Source organism: Kitasatospora sp. NPDC034533, from assembly GCF_055575155.1.
Genome location: NZ_JBVITE010000025.1, coordinates 60,881 through 79,076 on the forward strand (window position 1 = coordinate 60,881; position 18,196 = coordinate 79,076).

Annotated in this window: 13 protein-coding genes; 9 read left to right on the plus strand and 4 right to left on the minus strand. The window is 76.7% G+C overall.

Annotated features, from left to right (window positions below; all coding sequences use genetic code 11):
* Nucleotides 1-52 precede the first annotated feature (52 nt).
* The gene (locus ACZ55U_RS19170) at nt 53-1,273 is read left to right on the plus strand and encodes an MFS transporter (protein ID WP_465527317.1); all 1,221 of its coding nucleotides are present in this window, start codon (nt 53-55) and stop codon (nt 1,271-1,273) included.
* 51 nt (nt 1,274-1,324) lie between these two features.
* The gene (gene lanKC / locus ACZ55U_RS19175) at nt 1,325-3,847 is read left to right on the plus strand and encodes a class III lanthionine synthetase LanKC (RefSeq protein WP_465527318.1); all 2,523 of its coding nucleotides are present in this window, start codon (nt 1,325-1,327) and stop codon (nt 3,845-3,847) included.
* A 116-nt stretch (nt 3,848-3,963) separates the two neighbouring features.
* Here lanKC and ACZ55U_RS19180 read toward each other — a convergent pair whose 3' ends face one another.
* A complete protein-coding gene (locus ACZ55U_RS19180) occupies nt 3,964-5,844 on the minus strand; it encodes an AfsR/SARP family transcriptional regulator (protein ID WP_465527319.1) in 1,881 nt (626 codons plus the stop codon).
* A 602-nt stretch (nt 5,845-6,446) separates the two neighbouring features.
* On the opposite strand from ACZ55U_RS19180, the gene ctaD reads away from it, so the two are divergent.
* From ctaD to ACZ55U_RS19205, 5 genes are all read left to right on the plus strand, one after another.
* Nucleotides 6,447-8,267, plus strand: a complete 1,821-nt coding sequence (ctaD, locus tag ACZ55U_RS19185) for an aa3-type cytochrome oxidase subunit I (protein WP_465527320.1) — start codon at nt 6,447-6,449, stop codon at nt 8,265-8,267.
* Nucleotides 8,268-8,403: 136 nt separating this feature from the next.
* On the plus strand, nt 8,404-8,937 hold the full coding sequence (locus ACZ55U_RS19190; RefSeq protein ID WP_465527321.1) for a hypothetical protein: 534 nt from the start codon (nt 8,404-8,406) through the stop codon (nt 8,935-8,937).
* Between the two features lie 141 nt (nt 8,938-9,078).
* Entirely contained in the window at nt 9,079-9,798 is a 720-nt protein-coding gene (locus ACZ55U_RS19195; protein ID WP_465527322.1) for a response regulator, read from the plus strand.
* A gap of 132 nt (nt 9,799-9,930) precedes the next feature.
* On the plus strand, nt 9,931-10,341 hold the full coding sequence (locus tag ACZ55U_RS19200) for a pyridoxamine 5'-phosphate oxidase family protein (RefSeq protein ID WP_465527323.1): 411 nt from the start codon (nt 9,931-9,933) through the stop codon (nt 10,339-10,341).
* Nucleotides 10,342-10,427: 86 nt separating this feature from the next.
* The gene (locus ACZ55U_RS19205; RefSeq protein WP_465527324.1) at nt 10,428-11,258 is read left to right on the plus strand and encodes an alpha/beta fold hydrolase; all 831 of its coding nucleotides are present in this window, start codon (nt 10,428-10,430) and stop codon (nt 11,256-11,258) included.
* 25 nt (nt 11,259-11,283) lie between these two features.
* Here the strand turns inward: ACZ55U_RS19205 and ACZ55U_RS19210 are convergent, their stop codons facing one another.
* A complete protein-coding gene (locus ACZ55U_RS19210; protein WP_465527348.1) occupies nt 11,284-12,981 on the minus strand; it encodes a sensor histidine kinase in 1,698 nt (565 codons plus the stop codon).
* Between the two features lie 391 nt (nt 12,982-13,372).
* Between ACZ55U_RS19210 and ACZ55U_RS19215 the strand changes: the two genes are divergently transcribed.
* Nucleotides 13,373-14,224, plus strand: coding sequence for a universal stress protein (locus ACZ55U_RS19215; RefSeq protein ID WP_465527325.1), 852 nt, complete (start codon nt 13,373-13,375; stop codon nt 14,222-14,224).
* A gap of 179 nt (nt 14,225-14,403) precedes the next feature.
* Nucleotides 14,404-15,417: an Acg family FMN-binding oxidoreductase gene (locus tag ACZ55U_RS19220; protein WP_465527326.1), complete on the plus strand. Its 1,014-nt coding sequence runs from the start codon at nt 14,404-14,406 to the stop codon at nt 15,415-15,417.
* Between the two features lie 77 nt (nt 15,418-15,494).
* Here the strand turns inward: ACZ55U_RS19220 and ACZ55U_RS19225 are convergent, their stop codons facing one another.
* Together ACZ55U_RS19225 and ACZ55U_RS19230 are read right to left on the minus strand one after the other, a co-directional pair.
* Nucleotides 15,495-15,977 carry a copper chaperone PCu(A)C gene (locus ACZ55U_RS19225; RefSeq protein ID WP_465527327.1) on the minus strand — a complete coding sequence of 161 codons (483 nt, stop codon included), beginning with the start codon at nt 15,975-15,977 and terminating at the stop codon, nt 15,495-15,497.
* The gene (locus tag ACZ55U_RS19230) at nt 15,974-18,166 is read right to left on the minus strand and encodes a heavy metal translocating P-type ATPase (protein ID WP_465527349.1); all 2,193 of its coding nucleotides are present in this window, start codon (nt 18,164-18,166) and stop codon (nt 15,974-15,976) included. Before ACZ55U_RS19230 ends, ACZ55U_RS19225 begins: the two co-directional genes overlap by 4 nt.
* Between the last annotated feature and the right edge of the window lie 30 nt (nt 18,167-18,196).

An 18,196-nucleotide genomic window follows, 5' to 3' on the forward strand; every position in this document is an offset into this window, starting at 1 on the left:
GCCCCGGCCCGATGACGTGAACGCCCGGCGTCACCCACCACGGAGGACGGCCATGGAGCCCACCCCACTCGCCCGCAACCGGGACTTCCGGCTGCTCTGGATCGGCGGCCTGCTGGCCTCGCTCGGGTCCCAACTCGCTTCGATAGCACTGCCGTTGCTCGTCCTCCGGGAGACCGGTTCGGCGGCTTCGGCGGGCGCCATCGGCACCGTCTCGGTGGGCGCGCTGCTGCTCACCACGCTGCCCGGCGGGGTGCTCGCCGACCGGATCGAGCGGCGCCGGCTGATGCGGATCTGCGACGTCCTCAGCCTGCTCGCGGTCAGCGCCCTGGTCGTCGCCGTGCTGCGCGGCCACACCCCGCTGCCGCTGGTCCTGCTGGTCGCCGCCGCCGGGGCACTGATCTCCAGCGTCTACGGGCCCGCGGCTGGCGCCCTGGTGCGCGCGGTGGTGCCCACCGGGCAGGCTCGCGAGGCCTCCTCCCGGATGCAGGCGCGCGGCGCCGCCGCCCGGCTGGTCGGACCGATCGGCGGCGGGGCGCTGTTCGCCTGGCACCCGGTGCTGCCGTTCCTCGCCGAGGGCGTCGGGCTGCTGCTGTCCACCGTGTGCGTGACGCTGATGCGGACCCGCTCGCGGCCCGCCGCGAACCGCGGATCGGTGTTCAGCCGGGCCGAGTTGACCGCAGGGCTGGCCTTCATCTGGCACCAGCCCTATCTGCGCACCCTGCTGCTGATCTTCGGCCTCGGGATGAACTTCGCGTTCAGCGCGCTGATGTTCACCACCCTGGCCGTCGCCTCCGACGGCGGCCGCTCCGGGATCGGCGGCGGCACCGTCGTCTCCTGCACGGCCGTCGGCGCCCTGGCCGGGGCGCTGCTCGCCCCGAGGCTCGACGCCCGGGCCCGGGACGGCAGCCTGGTGGCGCTCGCCTGCTGGGCCTGCGCGCTGACCGCCGGGGTGCTGGTGCTGACCAGGGCGCCGCTGCTGATCGGGCTGCTCTGCGCCGTCTGCATGTGCCTGTCCACCGTCGCCAGCATCGGTTTCGTCTCCGGCATGATGGTCGCCGCGCCGCGCGACCGGATCGGCCGGGTGCAGAGCGCCGCGGGCTTCCTGTCCACCCTGATCCAGCCGTTCGGTCCGCTGGCCGGCGGCACCCTGCTCGGCGCGCTCGGCGGCACCCGGACCTTCGCCCTGCTGGCCCTCGCCATCGCGCTCTGCGCGGCCGTGGTCACCTGGGCGCCGCCGGTGCGGCGCGGACCGGCGCTGAGCCCCGCGGCCTGAACACCGCCCGCTCCCGGAAGACTTCGGAAGATTCGGAACAGGAGGCCCGCCATGGCCGACACCCAGCTGTACTGCCTCGCCGACCCGACGTACTACGACACCCCCGGACGGCTGCGCGACGAGGCGAGCCGCTACCCGCTGGGCCTCGGCGAGCCGCCCGAGGGCTGGCGGCGGGAGCGGCGCGGGCTGTGGACGGCCCTGCGGCCCGACGGTGTCCGGCTGCCGGAGCAGGGCTGGAAGCTGCACGTGTCGGCGACGGTGGAAGGCGCCGAGCGGACGTTGGCGGCCGTGGCGCGGATCTGCACCGACCGCCGGGTGTCATTCAAGTTCCTGCGCAGCCCCGTGGCGCTGCGGGTGACGAACGGCAAGTCCATGGGCCGGGGCGGCAGCGGCAAGTTCATCACCGTCTACCCCGTCACCGAGGACGAGTTCCTGGACCTCGCCGAGGAGTTGGCGAAGGAGCTGGACGGCCTCCCCGGGCCGTACGTGCTCACCGACCTGCGGATCGGCGACGCCCCGGTGTACGCGCGCTACGGGGCCTTCGTCGAACTGTGGTGCCTGGACGGCGCCGGGCGGACCGTCCCGGCCGTGCGGGACCCGTCCGGCGCGCTGGTGCCGGACTCGCGCGAGCCGGTGTTCCGCACGCCCGGCTGGGTCGAGCTGCCGCAGGCGCTGCGCCCGCACCTGGCCGCCCGGGAGGCGGCCACCGGGGACCTGCCGTACCGGATCGTCGAGGTGCTCCAGTTCTCCAACGCCGGTGGGATCTACCTGGCCGAGCGGGCCGGCGGGGAGCGGGTGGTGCTGCGCGAGGCCCGTCCGCACGCCGGACTGGACGGCAGCGGCGCGGACGCGGTGACCAGGCTGCGGCGCGAGCAGTGGGCGCTGGAGCGGCTGGCCGGGCTGGACTGCGTGCCCCGGCTGCACGAGGTGCGCACGGTGTGGGAGCACACCTTCCTCGTCCAGGAGCACATCGAGGGCGTCCAGCTGTTCGCCGAGGCGATCCGGCGCTACCCGCTGGTGCACCAGAACTGCACGGCGGAGCAGCGCGCCGAGTACGCGCGGTGGGTCGGCGGGGTGGTGGAGGGGCTGGAGAAGGCGCTCGGCGCCCTGCACGAGCGGGGCGTGCGCTTCGGGGACCTCCACCCGGCCAACGTGGTGCTGCGGCCGGACGGCTCCGTGGTGCTGGTGGACTTCGAGTACGCGGCCGAGCTGGACGACCGGCGGGTGCCGACGGCCGGCGCGGCCGGGCAGCACGTCCCGCCGGGCGTCCACGGCGCCGAGGCCGACCGCTACCTGCTGTGGGCCACCTGGCTGATGCTGCTGATGCCGGTGCTGGAACTGGCCGACTGCGAGCCGGGCAAGCTCCCGGCGCTGGAGCGGCGGGCCCGTGAGTGGTTCGGACTGGGCGAGGAGGCGGGGCCGGTGCGGCCGGGTGGCGTGGCGCTGGTGGAGTCGGCGAGCGAGCGCCGCGGGCGGGAACTGCTGGCCGGGCCCTCGCTGGAGCCGGCGCGCCGGGAGCTGGTCGCGGGCATCCACGCGGGCGCCGACCCGGACCGGACGGACCGGCTCTTCCCCGGGGACGCGGCCGGATTCGCGGACGGCGGCACCGGAGTGGCCCACGGCGCGGCCGGGGTGCTGTACGCCCTGCACCGCGCCGGGGCCGACTGGCCGCCGCAGTACGCGGACTGGCTGGTCGCGGCCGTGCGCCGGCGGCCGGACCGTCCGGACACCGGAGGGCTGTACGACGGGCCGCTCGGCACCGCGCTGGCGCTGGCCCGGATCGGCCGGACGGAGGCGGCCGAGGAACTGGTCGAGCGCACCCGCGCCGCCCGGCCGGCGCGCGAGGCGGGACTGTTCGGCGGCCGGGCCGGCGCGGCGCTCGCCCGGATGCGGCTGGCGGAGGCGCTGGACAGCCCCCGGGAGCTGGTCCACGCGGTGGTCGACGCCCGGGAGCTGGCCGCGGTGCTGCGCGGCGAGTCGGTGGCCGGGCTGGACGAGCCCGCGGCCGCCGGGCTGCTGTACGGGCTGACCGGGATCGCGCTGCTCCACCTGCGGCTGTACCGGCGCACCGGGGAGCGGTGGCTGCTGGACTCCGGGCGGACGGCGCTGGAACGGGCGGTGGCGCGGTGCGTCCGGGTGCCCGACGGGTCGGTGCAGGTGCTGGAGGCCGGGCGCCGGCTGGCCTACCTGGACCGGGGCAGCAGTGGGATCGCGCTGGTGCTGCGGGAGTACCTGGAGCACGGCGACGTGCCGGGCGGGGAGACCTTCCTGGCGGACGTGCGGAAGGTCTGCGCGCCGGGGTTCATCCGGGAGCCGGGGCTGTTCCGGGGGCGGGTCGGGCTGACCCTGGCGCTGGACCGGCTGGGCGGGGCCCGGGCGCGGGAGGACGTGCTCGGGCAGGTGCGGAAGCTGCACTGGCACCTGGCGGCCCGGCCGGAGGGGCTGCTGGTGCCGGGGATTCAGCTGCGGCGCTTCTCGGCGGACCTGCACACGGGAGCGGCGGGGGTGCTGCTGGCGCTCTACGGGCTGGAGGAGGAGCGGACGGACGTGCTGGACCTGCTGACGCTGGGATGAGGCTGCGCGGGCCCGGGGTCTCCCGGCCCCGCGCTTCCGGACCCGGAACTTCCGGCCTCCGAGCTCGCGGGCCCGCCACCTCCCCGCCTCCGGGCCCGGGAGGGCGGCCCGCGAGATCACCCCGGGGCGGGCGCTCCGGCCGCCTCGGCGGCCCGTTCGCGGGCGTGCAGGTGGACGAGCCGGGGGAGGGCGTACAGGGCCGCGTGGGCGGTGACCTCGCCGGCGGGTGAGGTGACGGCGCCGGTGTCCGTCAGGGCCTCCAGGGTGCGCAGGGCGAGGCGTTCGGGGCGGCCGAGGGCGGCGGCGGCCTCGGGCAGGGTGAAGAGCAGCGCGAGGGGCAGGGCGGCGAGCCGGGCGAGGCCGAGGCGGCCCTGGTCGGAGAGGTCGCGCCAGCCGGCGTCCAGCCGGGCCCGGACGGTGACGTCCCCGGCGACCAGCTCGTCCAGCGCGCCCGCCGGGTCCTCCAGCCGGGCCGCGTACTCGGCGAGCGGGAGGTGGCGCAGGACGGCCAGCCGGGTGCCCGCGACCCGGACGGCGAGCGGCAGCAGCCCGCAGGCGGCGACGATCCGGGCGGCGGCCGGGCGGTCGGCGCCGATCCGGCCTCCGCCGACGATCCGGCCGAGCAGGTCGAGCGCCTCGGCGGGGGCGAGCGGGGGGACGGCGACGCGCCGCACCGAGGCGAGGCCGGCCAGCTGGCTGCGGGCGGTGACCAGCACGGCGCTGGGGCCGAAGCCCGGCAGCAGCTCGCGGACCACGGCCTCGCCGGGGGCGTCGTCCAGGATCAGCAGCAGCCGGCGGCCGGCCAGCGAGGCCCGCCAGAGGGCGGCGGCCTGGGCGGTGCCGGCGGGTCTGGAGCCGTCCGGGCCGGGCCCGGCGGCGGCCGGGGGTTCGGCGGGTGCCGCGCCGGGGCGTCCGGTGAGGGCGGCGAGTTCGGCGAGCACCTCGGGCAGCGGGCGCGCGGTGCCGTCCTCGGTGCGCAGCCGCACCAGCACCCGGCCGTCCGGGAAGCGGTCGGCGAGCAGGTGGCCGACGCGCACGGCGAGGGCGGTCTTGCCGCTGCCTGCCGGGCCGGAGAGCACCGCGACGCGCCCGCTGCCCTCGCCCAACCGGTCGATCAGGTCCCGTAGTTCCTCGGTTCGGCCGGTGAAGTCGGGGGTGTCGGCGGGCAGCAGGGCGCCGGTCGGGGCGGCGCCGCGCCCGGGGCGGGCGGCGGTGGTCCGGGCGTGGCCGCGGGCGAGCAGTTCGCGGTAGCGGGCGGTCAGCGCGGGGCTCGGCTCCAGGCCCAACTCCCGTGCGAGCAGCTGGCGGTGGGTGTCGTAGACGGCGAGCGCCTCGGCCTGGCGGCCGCAGCGGTGCAGGGCGTTCATCCGGGCGGCCTGGAGGCGTTCGCGCAGCGGGTGGCGTTCGGCGAGTTCGGCCAGTTCCTCCACCACGGCGGCGGCGTTGCCGAGCTCCAGCTCCGTCTCCGCCCAGTCCTCGTGGACGCCCAGGCAGCGGGCCTCCAGCCGCTCGGCCTCGGTCTCGACGGCGGGGGAGCAGCGCAGGTCGGCGAGCGGCGGGCCCTGCCACAGGTCGAGGGCCTGCCGCAGCAGCCGGGCGGCGGGGGCGAGCGCCCCGCCGTCGGCGGCGGCCCGCCCGGCCCGGGCGAGGGCGCGGAACCGGAGCAGGTCCAGCTCGGGTTCGGCGGCCCGCAGGAGGTAGCCGCCGGCCGAGTGCACCAGCCGGTCGGGCCGGTCCTCGCGGCCGAGCAGGGTGCGCAGGGCGCAGACGTAGACCTGGAGGTTCTTGCGGGCGGTGCGCGGCGGCTCCTCGGGCCAGACCGCGTCGGTGAGCAGGTCGACCGGGACGGCCGTGTTGGCACGGCTCAGCAGGACGGCCAGCACCAGCCGCTGCTTCAGCGGCCCGAGAGGCAGCGGGCGGCCGGCGGATTCGCCGGCGAGCGGGCCGAGGACGGCGAAGCTCAGCCGGGTGGGGGCGGCGGTCTGGGCCAGGGGCATCGGCGTACCTCCGGGGCGTGGGCGGCGGCCGGGCCGGGCGGCGGCCGGGCGTCGGTGGGCGCAGGCTACTTGACGGCCGATCGGCGCTGAAGGGCACGGAATCGGCGGGGTTCGGTCACGTCATGCACACAACCGGGGCGTCGGCGGGCAGGACTGGGGGTGGTGCGGAGGCCATGGTCCCGGCGGTGTCCGCGCAGGTGGGAGGCGGTGGCGGGGACCGTCCGGGCGGGCCGGTCGGGCGGCTCGGGGGGAGCGTTCGGGCGGGTGTGCGAAGGCGAGGGGAGGGGGGCGTTCCGGCGGTTCTCGACCGGGGCTCCGCACACCGGCGAGCGCGGCCCGAGCGGGTGCGGGCCCCGCTGGGCCCCGAGCGGGTGCGGTCCGGGCGGGCGGGGGTACGGCCCCCGCGCGGACCCCGCCCCGGCCCCGCACCCGACGCCCGGTCAGGAGGTCCCGGGCGCCCGGTCGGGAGGTCCCGGTCGGGGCCCGGGAACTCGGGCCCAGCGGCCCCGGGCGGGCGGGCCGAAGGGCCCTGGGGTGCGCGGGCGCCCTGTTCGGATCATGGATCGCCATCCATTCGCACGACGTTCCGAAGGAGTGCGTCCTTGAGCGCCACCCAGGCACAGGGCGACCCCACCGCACCGCCAACAGCCCTTCCGACAGCGGCGGTCAGGGTCAGGAGGCCCGGTTCGGCCCTGGTCAGACTGCTGACCACCACCGACCACAAGACGATCGGCACCATGTACCTGGTGTCGGCGTTCGCGTTCTTCCTGATCGGCGGCATCCTCGCCCTGGTCATGCGCGCCGAACTCGCCCGGCCCGGAACGCAGATCCTCTCCAACGAGCAGTTCAACCAGGCCTTCACCATGCACGGCTCGGTGATGCTGCTGCTGTTCGCCATGCCGCTGTTCACCGGCTTCGCCAACTGGATCATGCCGCTCCAGATCGGCGCGCCGGACGTCGCCTTCCCGCGGCTGAACATGCTGTCCTACTGGCTGTTCATGTTCGGCTCGCTGATCGCCGCGGCCGGCTTCGCGACCCCGCAGGGCGCCGCGGACTTCGGCTGGTTCCTCTACGCGCCGCTGTCCGACGCGATCCACTCGCCCGGCGTCGGCGCCGACATGTGGATCATGGGCGTGACGCTGTCCGGCTTCGGCAGCATCTTCGGCGCGGTCAACTTCATCACCACCATCATCTGCATGCGCGCGCCCGGCATGACCATGTTCCGGATGTCCATCTTCTGCTGGAACGTGCTGCTGACCTCGATCCTGGTGCTGCTGGTCTTCCCGGTGCTGGCCGCCGCGCTGCTGGCGCTGGAGTGCGACCGCAAGTTCGGCTCGCACGTCTTCGACCCGGCCAACGGCGGGGCGATGCTCTGGCAGCACCTGTTCTGGTTCTTCGGGCACCCCGAGGTGTACATCCTGGCGCTGCCGTTCTTCGGGATCGTGTCGGAAGTCATCCCGGTGTTCAGCCGCAAGCCGATGTTCGGCTACGCCGGCCTGATCGCGGCCACCATCGCCATCGCCGGCCTCTCGGTGACGGTGTGGGCGCACCACATGTACGTCACCGGGCAGGTGCTGCTGCCGTTCTTCTCGTTCATGACCTTCCTGATCGCCGTGCCGACCGGGGTGAAGTTCTTCAACTGGGTCGGCACCATGTGGAAGGGCTCGCTGTCCTTCGAGACCCCGATGCTCTGGACGGTCGGCTTCCTGATCACCTTCCTGTTCGGCGGTCTGACGGGCGTGCTGCTCGCGGCCCCGCCGATCGACTTCCACGTCTCCGACTCGTACTTCGTGGTCGCGCACTTCCACTACACGCTGTTCGGCACCGTGGTGTACGCGATGTTCGCCGGCTTCCACTTCTGGTGGCCGAAGATGACCGGCAAGAAGCTCGACGAGCGGCTCGGCCGGATCACCTTCTGGACACTCACCGTCGGCTTCAACGCCACCTTCCTGGTCCAGCACTGGCTGGGCGTCGAGGGCATGCCGCGCCGGTACGCCGACTACCTGGCCTCGGACGGCTTCACCACCCTGAACACCGTCTCGACCATCGGCTCGTTCCTGCTCGGCCTGTCGATCCTGCCGTTCCTCTACAACGTCTGGAAGACCGCCAAGTACGGCGAGCGGGTCACCGAGGACGACCCGTGGGGCTGGGGCCGCTCGCTGGAGTGGGCCACGTCCTGCCCGCCGCCCCGGCACAACTTCGTCAAGCTGCCGCGGATCCGCTCCGAGTCCCCGGCCTTCGACCTCCACCACCCGGACATCGCGGCCCGGGACTTCCTGGAGTACAGCGGCAAGCCCGCCAAGCACCTGGCCGGCGTGGAGCCGGTGAAGTACGACCGGCCGCTGAGCCGGGCGGACCGGGCGGCCGCCGCCCTCGCCGCCAAGCGCTCCGCGCCCGCCGATCCGCCCTCCTCGGACGGCTGATCCCAGGGCCCGTCCACGGACCGGCCCCGCCCCGAGCGCCGTCCCCGCCCGCGTCGCCGCCCCCGCGGGCGGGCGGGGACGGCCCCGTCACATCCAGTCCAGTTCGATCTCTCGTTCGATCCAGGAAGGCCGGATCGTGAACCACACCGTTCTCGCCATCGGCACCGCCGCGCTCACCGCGAGCGGCTGCGTCTGGTACCTGCCAGCCATCGCCGACCTCCAGGCCGGCGCCGACCGGCCCCGCTCCACCCGCACCGCCGCCGCGGCCTGCGTGCTGTGGTGGGCCGGGCTCGCGCTCGCGGGCGGGCTGCTGCTCGTCCTGCCGGACTGGCGCCCGGCCGCGCAGGTCGCGCTCGCGGGACTGGTCGGCGGCGCCGCACTGCGCGTACGGGCCCTGTGGGACCGCCGCCGGGAGGTGCGGGAGACGGCGGCGCGCTGGGCCGCCCTGGACGCCGGGCCCGCCCCGCGCTCCGACCGGCCGCTGGCGCTCGCGCTGGCCGGCTGGCTGGTGGTGGGCGCGGCCGTCGCCTCGCTCGGGGCGGTGGCGATCCTGCTCTCGGGCGGCGGCGAGGTCGTGCCCCGGGTGGTGCTCGCGGCCGTCAGCGGGGCGGGCGTCGCGCTCGCCTTCCTGCTGATGGGCCTGGGGAGCGTCCGGCGCCAGGGGCGCTGAGCCTCCGCGAGCCACCCGGGCCCAGGCACTCCGGCCCCCTCCGAATGGGGCCGTTGGGCCCTGGGCCCGCGCCCGCTTCCGGGGGATGATGCCCTGGGCCCCGCTGGGAGTGTGCGGGGGTGACGAAGGTGGAGCCGCGTGATGGCGACCAAGACGGAGGGCGCCGAGGCCTCGGCGCCGGTCCGGGTGTTCCTGCTGGACGACCACGAGGTGGTGCGCCGCGGGGTGTACGACCTGCTGGACGGCGAGCCGGACCTGGAGGTGGTCGGAGAGGCGGCGACGGCCGAGCAGGCGCTCGTCCGGGTGCCGGCCCTGCGGCCCGACGTGGCCGTGCTGGACGTCCGGCTCGGCGACGGCGACGGCGTCTCGGTCTGCCGGGAGCTGCGCTCGCGGATGCCCGACCTGGCCTGCCTGATGCTGACCTCCTTCGACGACGAGGAAGCACTGCTGGACGCCGTGATGGCGGGCGCCGCCGGGTACGTGCTCAAGCAGATCAGCGGGACGGACCTGATCGCCGCCGTGCGCACCGTCGCCTCCGGGCGCTCGATGCTCGACCCCGGCGCCGCGACCCGCCTGCTGAACCGCCTGCGCAGCGACGCCGAGCCCGTCCAGCCGGTCACCACCGGGCCGGGCCTGACCGCGCGCGAGCAGGAGGTCCTCGAACTGATCGGCGAGGGCCTGACCAACCGGCAGATCGGCGAGCGGCTCTACCTCGCCGAGAAGACCGTCAAGAACCACGTCTCGCGGCTGCTCGCCAAGCTCGGAGTCGAGCGGCGGGTGCAGGCCGCCCTGATCGCCACCGAGCTGCGCCAGGCCTCCGCCGCCCCGCAGCCCTCCGGGCCGCGCTCCGGCCGCTTCTGACACCGGCGGGCCGCCAGGGCCGTGGCCGACGGGCCTTGGGTCCGTCGGCCTCCGCCCGCCGGGCGGAGGCCCGGGCGCGCCGGGACCATCGGCCCTCGCGACCCGGCCCGCCGCCGGGCGAGCATCGCTCGCATGAAGCGCGACCACGTTCCGTCCCCCCGGTCCTCCTCGTCCGGCCGAACCGATCTCCCCGGACTCCGTGAACTCGACCGGACGCGGTCGCTGGAGCTGCTCTCCCGGGCCGCCGTCGGCCGGGTGGTCTACACCGTCCACGCCCTCCCGGCCGTCCTGCCGGTGCCCTTCCGGCTGGGCCCCGGCGGGGTGCTGGTCTCGGCGCCGGCCGACTCCGAACTGGCCCGGGCGGTCGACGGCGCCGTGATCGCCTTCGAGGCCGACGAGGTGGACGGCCGGGACGGCTCCGGCTGGTTCGTCACCGTCCTCGGCCGCGCCCAGGTCCGCCCGGCCACCAGGGCGGCCGACCCGGAGCCCACGGTACGGATCCGGATCCGCCCGGAGGTGGTCATCGGCCGCCGCCTGGTCTGAACCCGGCCCGGCGGACGGCGGCAACGTCCGGAGGACGAAGGGGGGTTGGGGTCGGCCGGGTTCGGCCCCGGCCTAGGATCGGCACCATGACCGCCACCGCCTCCACCCCCGAGCCGCGCTCCTTCGACACCGGCCACGGCCGCCTCGCCTACCTCGACGCCGGGGCCGGCGAACCGCTGGTGCTGCTGCACGGCGGCCTGCTGGACCACCGGAGCTGGGCCGGCCAGCTCCCCGCCCTGCTGCCCGAGTACCGGGTGATCGCGCCGGACACCCGGGGCCACGGCGCCTCCGACACCGCGGACGGCCCCTTCCGCCCCGCCGACGATCTGGCGGACCTGCTGCGCCACCTCGGCCTCGGCCCGCTGGTCGTGGCCGGGCTCTCCATGGGCGGGACGATCGCCCTCGACCTGGCGCTCGAACACCCCGAGCTGGTCAGCGCGCTGGTGATCAGCGGCAACGGCACCAGCGAGCCCGAGTTCACCGACCCGTGGCTCGGCGAGGTCGCCGCCGAGCAGGAGGCCGCGCTGGCCCGCGGCGACGGAGAGGGCTGGATCGAGGCGTTCACCCGCCTCGCCGCCGGGCCGCACCGGAGCCTGGACGAGGTCGACCGGGAAGTGGTGCGCCGGCTCAAGGAGATGACCCGGAACACCGTCTCCAAGCACACCCCCGACGAGCCCCGGTACCTGGTGCCGGTGGCCGACACCTGGAAGCGGCTGGCCGGGATCACCGTCCCGCTGCTGGCGATCAACGGCGGCCTCGACTCGGTCGACCACATCGGCATGGCCGAGCGGGTCGCCGGCACCGTCGCCGACGGGCGGGTGGTGACCGTCGAGGGCACCGGGCACTACCCGAACATGGAGCGGCCGGAGGAGTTCAACGCCCACCTGCTGGGCTTCCTGCGCTCCCTGCGGGGCTGAGAGCAACCCCCGGCGAGGCGGGGCCTCAGGACCCGATCGGCGCCTGCCACACCAGCCGGGTGCCGCCGCCCTCGGCCGGCTCGACGGCGAAGGAGCCGTCGACCCGCTCGGCGCGCTCCGCCAGGTTGCGCAGCCCGCTGCGACGCCCGCCCTCGGGCACCCCGACGCCGTCGTCCGTCACCGTCAGCACCACCTGCCCGGCCAGGGCGCGCAGCGTCACCTCGACCCGGGACGCCTTGGCGTGCCGGGCGGCGTTGCTGAGCGCCTCGGCGAGGACCGCGACCACGTGCCCGGCCAGCTCCTGCGGCACGTCGGTGTCCAGCAGCCCCTCCATGCTCAGCCGGGGCGGGAACCCGAGGGTGCCCTGGGCGTCGGTGACCGCCCGGGTGGCGCGGGCGCGCAGGCCGCGGTCCGGCTCGCTGTGGGCGCGCAGGCCGAAGATGGTCGAGCGGATGATCTTGATGGTCTCGTCCAGGTCGGCCACCGCCCGGGCCACCCGGTCCGCCGCGGCCTCGCTCTCGATCAACCGGCCCGCGCTCTGGAGCGTCATGCCGGTCGCGAAAAGCCGCTGGATCGCCAGGTCGTGCAGGTCCCGGGCGATCCGGTCGCGGTCCTCCAGCAGGTTCAACTGCTCGGCGTCGCGCCGCCGTTCGGCCAGCTCCAGGGCCAGCGCCGCCTGGTCGGCGAAGCCCAGCAGCGGGCCGGTCTCCTCCGGGCCGAAGGGCGGCTGCCCCTGCCGCCGGGCCAGCAGCAGCACGCCCCGCCCGTACCCGGCGCCGGTGCCCAGCGGCACCGCCACCGCCGCGCCCAGCCCGTCGAACCGGCCCGCGGGGCCGGCCGGGAAGCGGGCGTCGGAGGCCAGCTCGTCGCTGGTGGCGGGCGAGCCGGAGAGGTACGCGGCGCCGGACAGCGTGCCGTCCACCGGCACCGTCACCCCCAGCCGCGCGGACGGCGTGCCGCCCAGCGCGACCTCCACGCTCAGCTCCTCGGCCCGCTCCTCAGGCCCGGCCACCGCCACCGAGACGTCCGCCAGCTCGGCGCCGGATATCTCCCGGGCCCGGCGGGCGATCAGCTCCACCACCTCCAGCCGCGGCGCCCCCGACAGCAGGCTGCGGGTGATCTCGGTGCTCGCCCGCAGCCAGCGCTGGCGCAGCTGGGCCTCCTCGTACAGCCGGGCGTTGTCGATCGCCACGCCGGCCGCGACCGCCAGGGTGGCGATCACCGCCTCGTCGTCCTCGTCGAAGTCCAGCCCGCCGCGCTTGTCGGTCAGGTAGAGGTTGCCGAACACCTCGCCGTGCACCCGCACCGGCACCCCCAGGAAGGTGTGCATCGGCGGATGGTTCGCCGGGAAACCGACGCTCGCCGGGTGGTCGGACAGCACCGGGCAGCGCAGTGGCCGCGGATCGCGGATCAGCTCGCCCAGGATGCCCCGGCCGGAGGGCGGCGGGCCGATCTCGGCCATCTCCTCGGCCGACAGACCCACGGTCAGGAACTGCGACAGCGTGTGCCCGTCCGGACCGATCACCCCGAGCGCCCCGTACCGGGCGTCCACCAGGTCGGCGGCGGCCTCCACGATCCGGTGCAGCGCCTGCGCCAGGTCCAGCTCCCGCCCGACCGCCAGCACCGCCTCCAGCAGGCTGTGCACCCGGTTCTGGGTGCCGCGCGCCGCGTCGATGCGCCACTGGAGCTCCTCCAGCAGCTCGTCCAGGCGCAGCCGTGGCATCCGCGCGCCGCCACCCGCCGCGCTGCCGTCCGCTCCGCCCACCGCTGTCCTCCTCGTCGTGCCCTGACCGGCCCGTCCGGCATCCGGACGCGTCCCGACCGCCTCGCGGACGGTCGCCCCCGCCGTCCCGCTCGGCCCGGGTGCCCGCCCGACCAGCGGGATTGCCGTGTTCACGGTAATGCCCACGTGTCGGTGGTGGGGACGGCGGGGTCGACCGTAGGCTCCGTCGGGCGGGCCTTTCGGCCCGTCGCGCAGGGTCCTGCGGCCTCTGCCGCCGGGCCGTGAGCGGCTGCCAGGGTGGGGACGGAGCGGACGGGGCGTCAGAGCGCACCGCGGCCCGCACCGAACCGCCGAGCGTCGACAGCGTGTCGACAGTGTTGGAGGAAGACTCATGACGTCAACCGTTCTGGTCGGGATCGACGGCTCGCCGCAGAGCACCGCCGCCGCCCACTGGGCCGCCGCCGAGGCGGTGCGCCGGGGCGCCTCGCTGCGCCTGGTGCACGCCTGGCCGTGGCTGACGGACGGGGTGTCCTCCTTCGCCGAGGCGGACGACCTGCCGGAGGCCGTCCGGCGCACCCTCGCCGAGGCCGCCGAGGAGGTCCGCGGCCCGCACCCCGACCTGACCGTGGAGACCGACGCCGTCCTGGACGCGCCGGTGGACGGCCTGCTGGCGGCCGCCGCCGAGGCGGAGCTGCTGGTGCTCGGCTCGCGCGGGCGCGGCGGGTTCACCGGGCTGCTGCTCGGCTCCGTCAGCATGTCGGTGGCCGGGCGCAGCACCGTGCCGCTGGTCGTGGTGCGCGAGGAGGCGACGGCCGGCGCGGCCGAGGTGGTGGTGGGCGTCGACGCCCACGCCCCCGAGGCCGAGGTGCTCGACTTCGCCTTCCGCGAGGCCGCCCTGCGCGGCGCCCGGGTGCGGGCGGTGCACGGCTGGGACCTGCCGCCGGTGTTCGGCTACGCGGGCGGCGCCGTCCCGGCGGCCGAGCTCGACCAGCTGGAGGCCCTGGAGGCCAAGCTGCTCTCGCTCGCCCTGGAGGGCCCGCGCGAGCGGCACCCGGACGTCGAGGCGGTCGAGGTCGTGCGGCTCGGCGCCGCCCGGGCCCTGGTCGAGGCCTCCGCCGGCGCCGCCCTGGTCGTGGTCGGCCGGGGCCGGCGCCCGATCGAGATCGGCCCCCGGCTCGGCCGGGTCGCGCACGCCGTCCTGCACCACGCCGAAGCCCCCGTCGCGGTCGTCCCGCACGGGTGACGGTCGGCCCGCCCGGTGGATCGGTCCCCGTCCCCGATCCACCGGGCGGGTTCCACCGGGCGGGTCTTTGGGCCCTGTCGTGGGCCGGTCCCGGGGCGCACGCTCGGAAGCAGCGGGCCCCGGGACGCCCGCCCCCAGGCCCCGCAGCCGAAGCCCCGCGGTTGAAGGAGTGGAACGCCATGACGCTCGACCCGGCTCTCACCCCGATGCTCAGCGCAGCCGACCTGCGCCTGCTGGCCGCCGCGGGCGGCGCGGCGCCGTCGCTGCACAACAGCCAGCCCTGGCGGTTCGTGCCGACCCCGGACGGCCGCGGGCTCGCCGTCCACGCCGACACCGGGCGCGCCGTACCGCTGGCCGACCCGGTTGGCGCCGCCGTGCACATCGCGGTCGGCGCGGCCGTGTTCAACCTGCGGGTGGCGGCCGGGCGGCTGGACCGGGAACCGGTGGTGCGGCTGCTGCCGGAGCCCGCCGAACCCGACCTGCTCGCCGTGCTCGACCTCTCCCGTCCCGCCGCCACGGCCACGCCCTTCGGCCGCGACCTCTACCCCGCCATCGCCGCCCGGCACACCAGCCGCGAGCCCTTCGCCCACCGCGACGTGCCCGAGGCCGTGATCGGCGAGCTGATCGACGCCGCCCGCGCGGAGGGCGTGGCGCTGGCCGCGCTGGAGGAGGAGGGCGTACGGCGGGTACTGGCCCTGACCGCCGAGGCGGAGAGCCGCAACGCCGCCGACCGGGCCCGCACCGCCGAGACCCGCGCCTGGCTGCGGCCCGACGACGGCACCGCCGAGGACGGCATCCCGCGCTCCGCGCTCGGCCCGCAGGACCACGAGGCCCGGGTGCCGATGCGCGAGTTCTCCGGCCACCCGCCGCAGGGCCCCGCCCAGCCCTCCCAGCGCTTCGAGGCGCTGCCCCAGCTGTGCACCCTCTCCACCCCCGGCGACGGTCCGCTCGACTGGCTGCGCACCGGCCAGGCGCTGGAGCGGGTCTGGCTGCTGGCCACCCTGCACGGCGTACGGCTCACCGTCTGGCACCAGGCGATCGAGTGGCCGGACACCCGCTGGGCGCTGCGCGACCCGGCCGCCGGGCCGGGCCACGTCCAGCTGGTGCTGCGCACCGGCTACGGCCCGCCCGGGGCCGCCACCCCGCGCCGCTCCGTCGAGGAGACCCTCGGCGAACGCGGCCCGGTGGCCTGAGCCGCGCCGCCCGGGTACGGCAGGAGGCCGGACCGCCCTCCCGGGGGTGGTCCGGCCTCCTGCCGTACGGCGGGCGGTCAGCGCGGTCGCCCGGCCGCCGGCAGGACCTGCGCGGCGAGCCGCAGCGGCGGGCTGTGGCGGAAGGTGAGGGTGAACTCCACCCACTGGCCGGCCCGCAACGGCGGCGGGTCGGCGATCATCAGATCGGCGTCCTCCGGGGACATCCGCAGTTCGCCGCCGCCCGGCACCGGCAGCGCCGCCGCCTCCCAGCGGCCCGCCGCGCCCTGGTGCAGATGCCGCTTCGGGGTGATCCGTCCGCCGAACTCCCAGTCGGCGCCGGTCAGTTCGTCGGGCACGTCGCCGGGGTTGCGGATCGTGAAGAACGCCGCCGTGGCGGGGGAGGCGCCCGCGACCGGCAGCAGCACCCAGCCGGGTCCGGCCTCGACCGGGCGGGCGCGCCCGGCCCCGCCGACCGCCGTCCAGCCGGTGAGCAGGACCAGGGCGAGCGCCGCCGCGCCGACCGGCGGGCCGGCCACCTTGAGCCGTTCGACCGCCTTCACCGCCGCCCTCCCCGTCGCGCGGAGCCGCCCCGGCCCGGCTCCCAGGTGCGCAGCCGCAGGCTGTTGCCCACCACGAGCAGCGAGCTGAGCGACATCGCGACCGACGCCAGCATCGGGTTGAGCAGCCCGACCGCCGCCAGCGGGATCAGCACCAGGTTGTAGCCGAAGGCCCACAGCAGGTTGACCCGGATGGTCGCCAGGGTCCGCCGGGCCAGCCGGACGGCGTCCACCACGGCCTCGATGTCACCGCGCACCAGGGTCAGCCCGGCCGCGCCGATCGCGGCGTCGCTGCCGGAGGCCAGCGCCACCCCGAGGTCGGCCGAGGCCAGTGCCACCGCGTCGTTGACGCCGTCGCCGACCACCGCGACCGTCCGTCCGGCGGCGCGCAGCCGCGCCACCACCGCGGCCTTGTCCTCGGGCGAGGCCCCGGCGTGCACCCGCTCGATGCCCAGCTCGGCGGCCACCGCCCGCGCCGCGCCGGGGCCGTCCCCGGTCAGCAGCACGGTCTCCAGGCCCAGCCCGCGCAGCCGGTGGAGGGCTCGCCAGCTGCCCGGGCGCAGGGGGTCGCCGACGGTCAGCACGGCCGCCGCCCGCCCGTCCAGCTCGACGGCGACCGCCGTGCGGCCCGCCTGCGCGGCGGCCTCGACCGCCTCGGCGAGGCGGCGCGGCAGCACGGCGCCGTCCGGCCGCACCACCCGGACGGCCCGGCCCTCGACCGTCCCGGACACCCCGAGCCCGGTCGCGGCCGCGAAGCCGTCCACGGCCGGCAGCGCACCGCAGCGCTCCCGGGCCGCGGCCGCGACGGCCCGGCCGATCGGGTGCTCGGAGCGGTGCTCGACGGCGCCCGCCCAGCGCAGCGCCTCCTCCTCGGTGACGTCGTCGGCCGTGGTGACGGCGGTCAGCTCCATCCGGCCGGTGGTCAGCGTCCCGGTCTTGTCCATCACCACGGTGTCCACCCGGCGCAGGCTCTCCAGCACCTCCGGGCCGCGCACCAGGACGCCCAGCTCCGCGCCGCGCCCGGTGGCCGCCAGCAGCGCCGTCGGCGTGGCCAGCCCGAGCGCGCACGGACAGGCCACCACCAGCACCGCGACGGCCGCCGTCACCGCCGCCTGCGGGGCCGCGCCCGCGCCCAGCCAGAAGCCCAGCACGCTCGCCGCGACGGCCAGCACACAGGGCACGAACACCCCGGCCACCGCGTCCGCGAGCCGCTGCGCCCGCGCCTTGCCGGCCTGGGCCTCGGCCACCAGCGCGGTGATCCGGGCCAGTTGGGTGTCCGCGCCGACGGCCGTGGCCCGGACCACCAGCGCGCCGCCGACGTTCACCGTGGCGCCCGCCACCAGGGCCCCGGGGCCGACCTCGACCGGGACGCTCTCCCCGGTCAGCAGGCTCAGGTCGAGCGCCGAACCGCCCTCGACCACCACCCCGTCGGTGGCCACCCGCTCGCCCGGCCGGACCACGAACTCCTGCCCGGGCAGCAGCAGTTCGACCGGCACCAGACGCTCCTCGCCGTCCGGCAGGCGCAGGCAGACCTGCTTGGCGCCCAGCTCCGCGAGCGCGCGCAGCGCGGACCCGCCGCTCCGGCGCACCCGGCCCTCCAGCAGCCGCCCGGCCAGGACGAACAGCGGTACGCCGACGGCCGCCTCCAGGTACACGTCGGCCGCGCCGCCGCCGTCGGCGGTCAGCGAGAACGGCATCCGCATGCCCGGATCGCCGGCCCCGCCGAGGAACAGCGCGTACGCGGACCAGCCGAAGGAGGCCAGGATGCCGAGGCTCACCAGGGTGTCCATGGTCGCCGCCGCGTGCCGCAGCCCCTGCCAGGCCCGGCGGTGGAAGCCCGCCGACCCCCAGGTCACCACCGGGACGGCGAGCGCGAAGCAGACCCACTGCCAGGCGGTGAACTGCGTCGAGGGCACCATCGACAGCACCAGCACCGGGACGGCCAGGGCGGCGGTGACCAGCAGCCGCCACCGCCCGTCCGGCTCCTCGGGGAGCGTGGCGACGGGCGCCCCGGCGGGCAGCGGCTCGGCGGTGTAGCCCGCCCGTTCGACGGCCGACACCAGCTCGGTGACCGGCACCCCGGCCGGGTGCAGCACCCGGGCCCGCCCGGTGGCCAGGTTCACCCCGGCCGTCACGCCGTCGATCCGGGACAGCCGCTTCTCCACCCGGCCCACGCAGGCGGCGCAGGTCATCCCGCCGACCGCGAGGTCCGTGGCGACCAC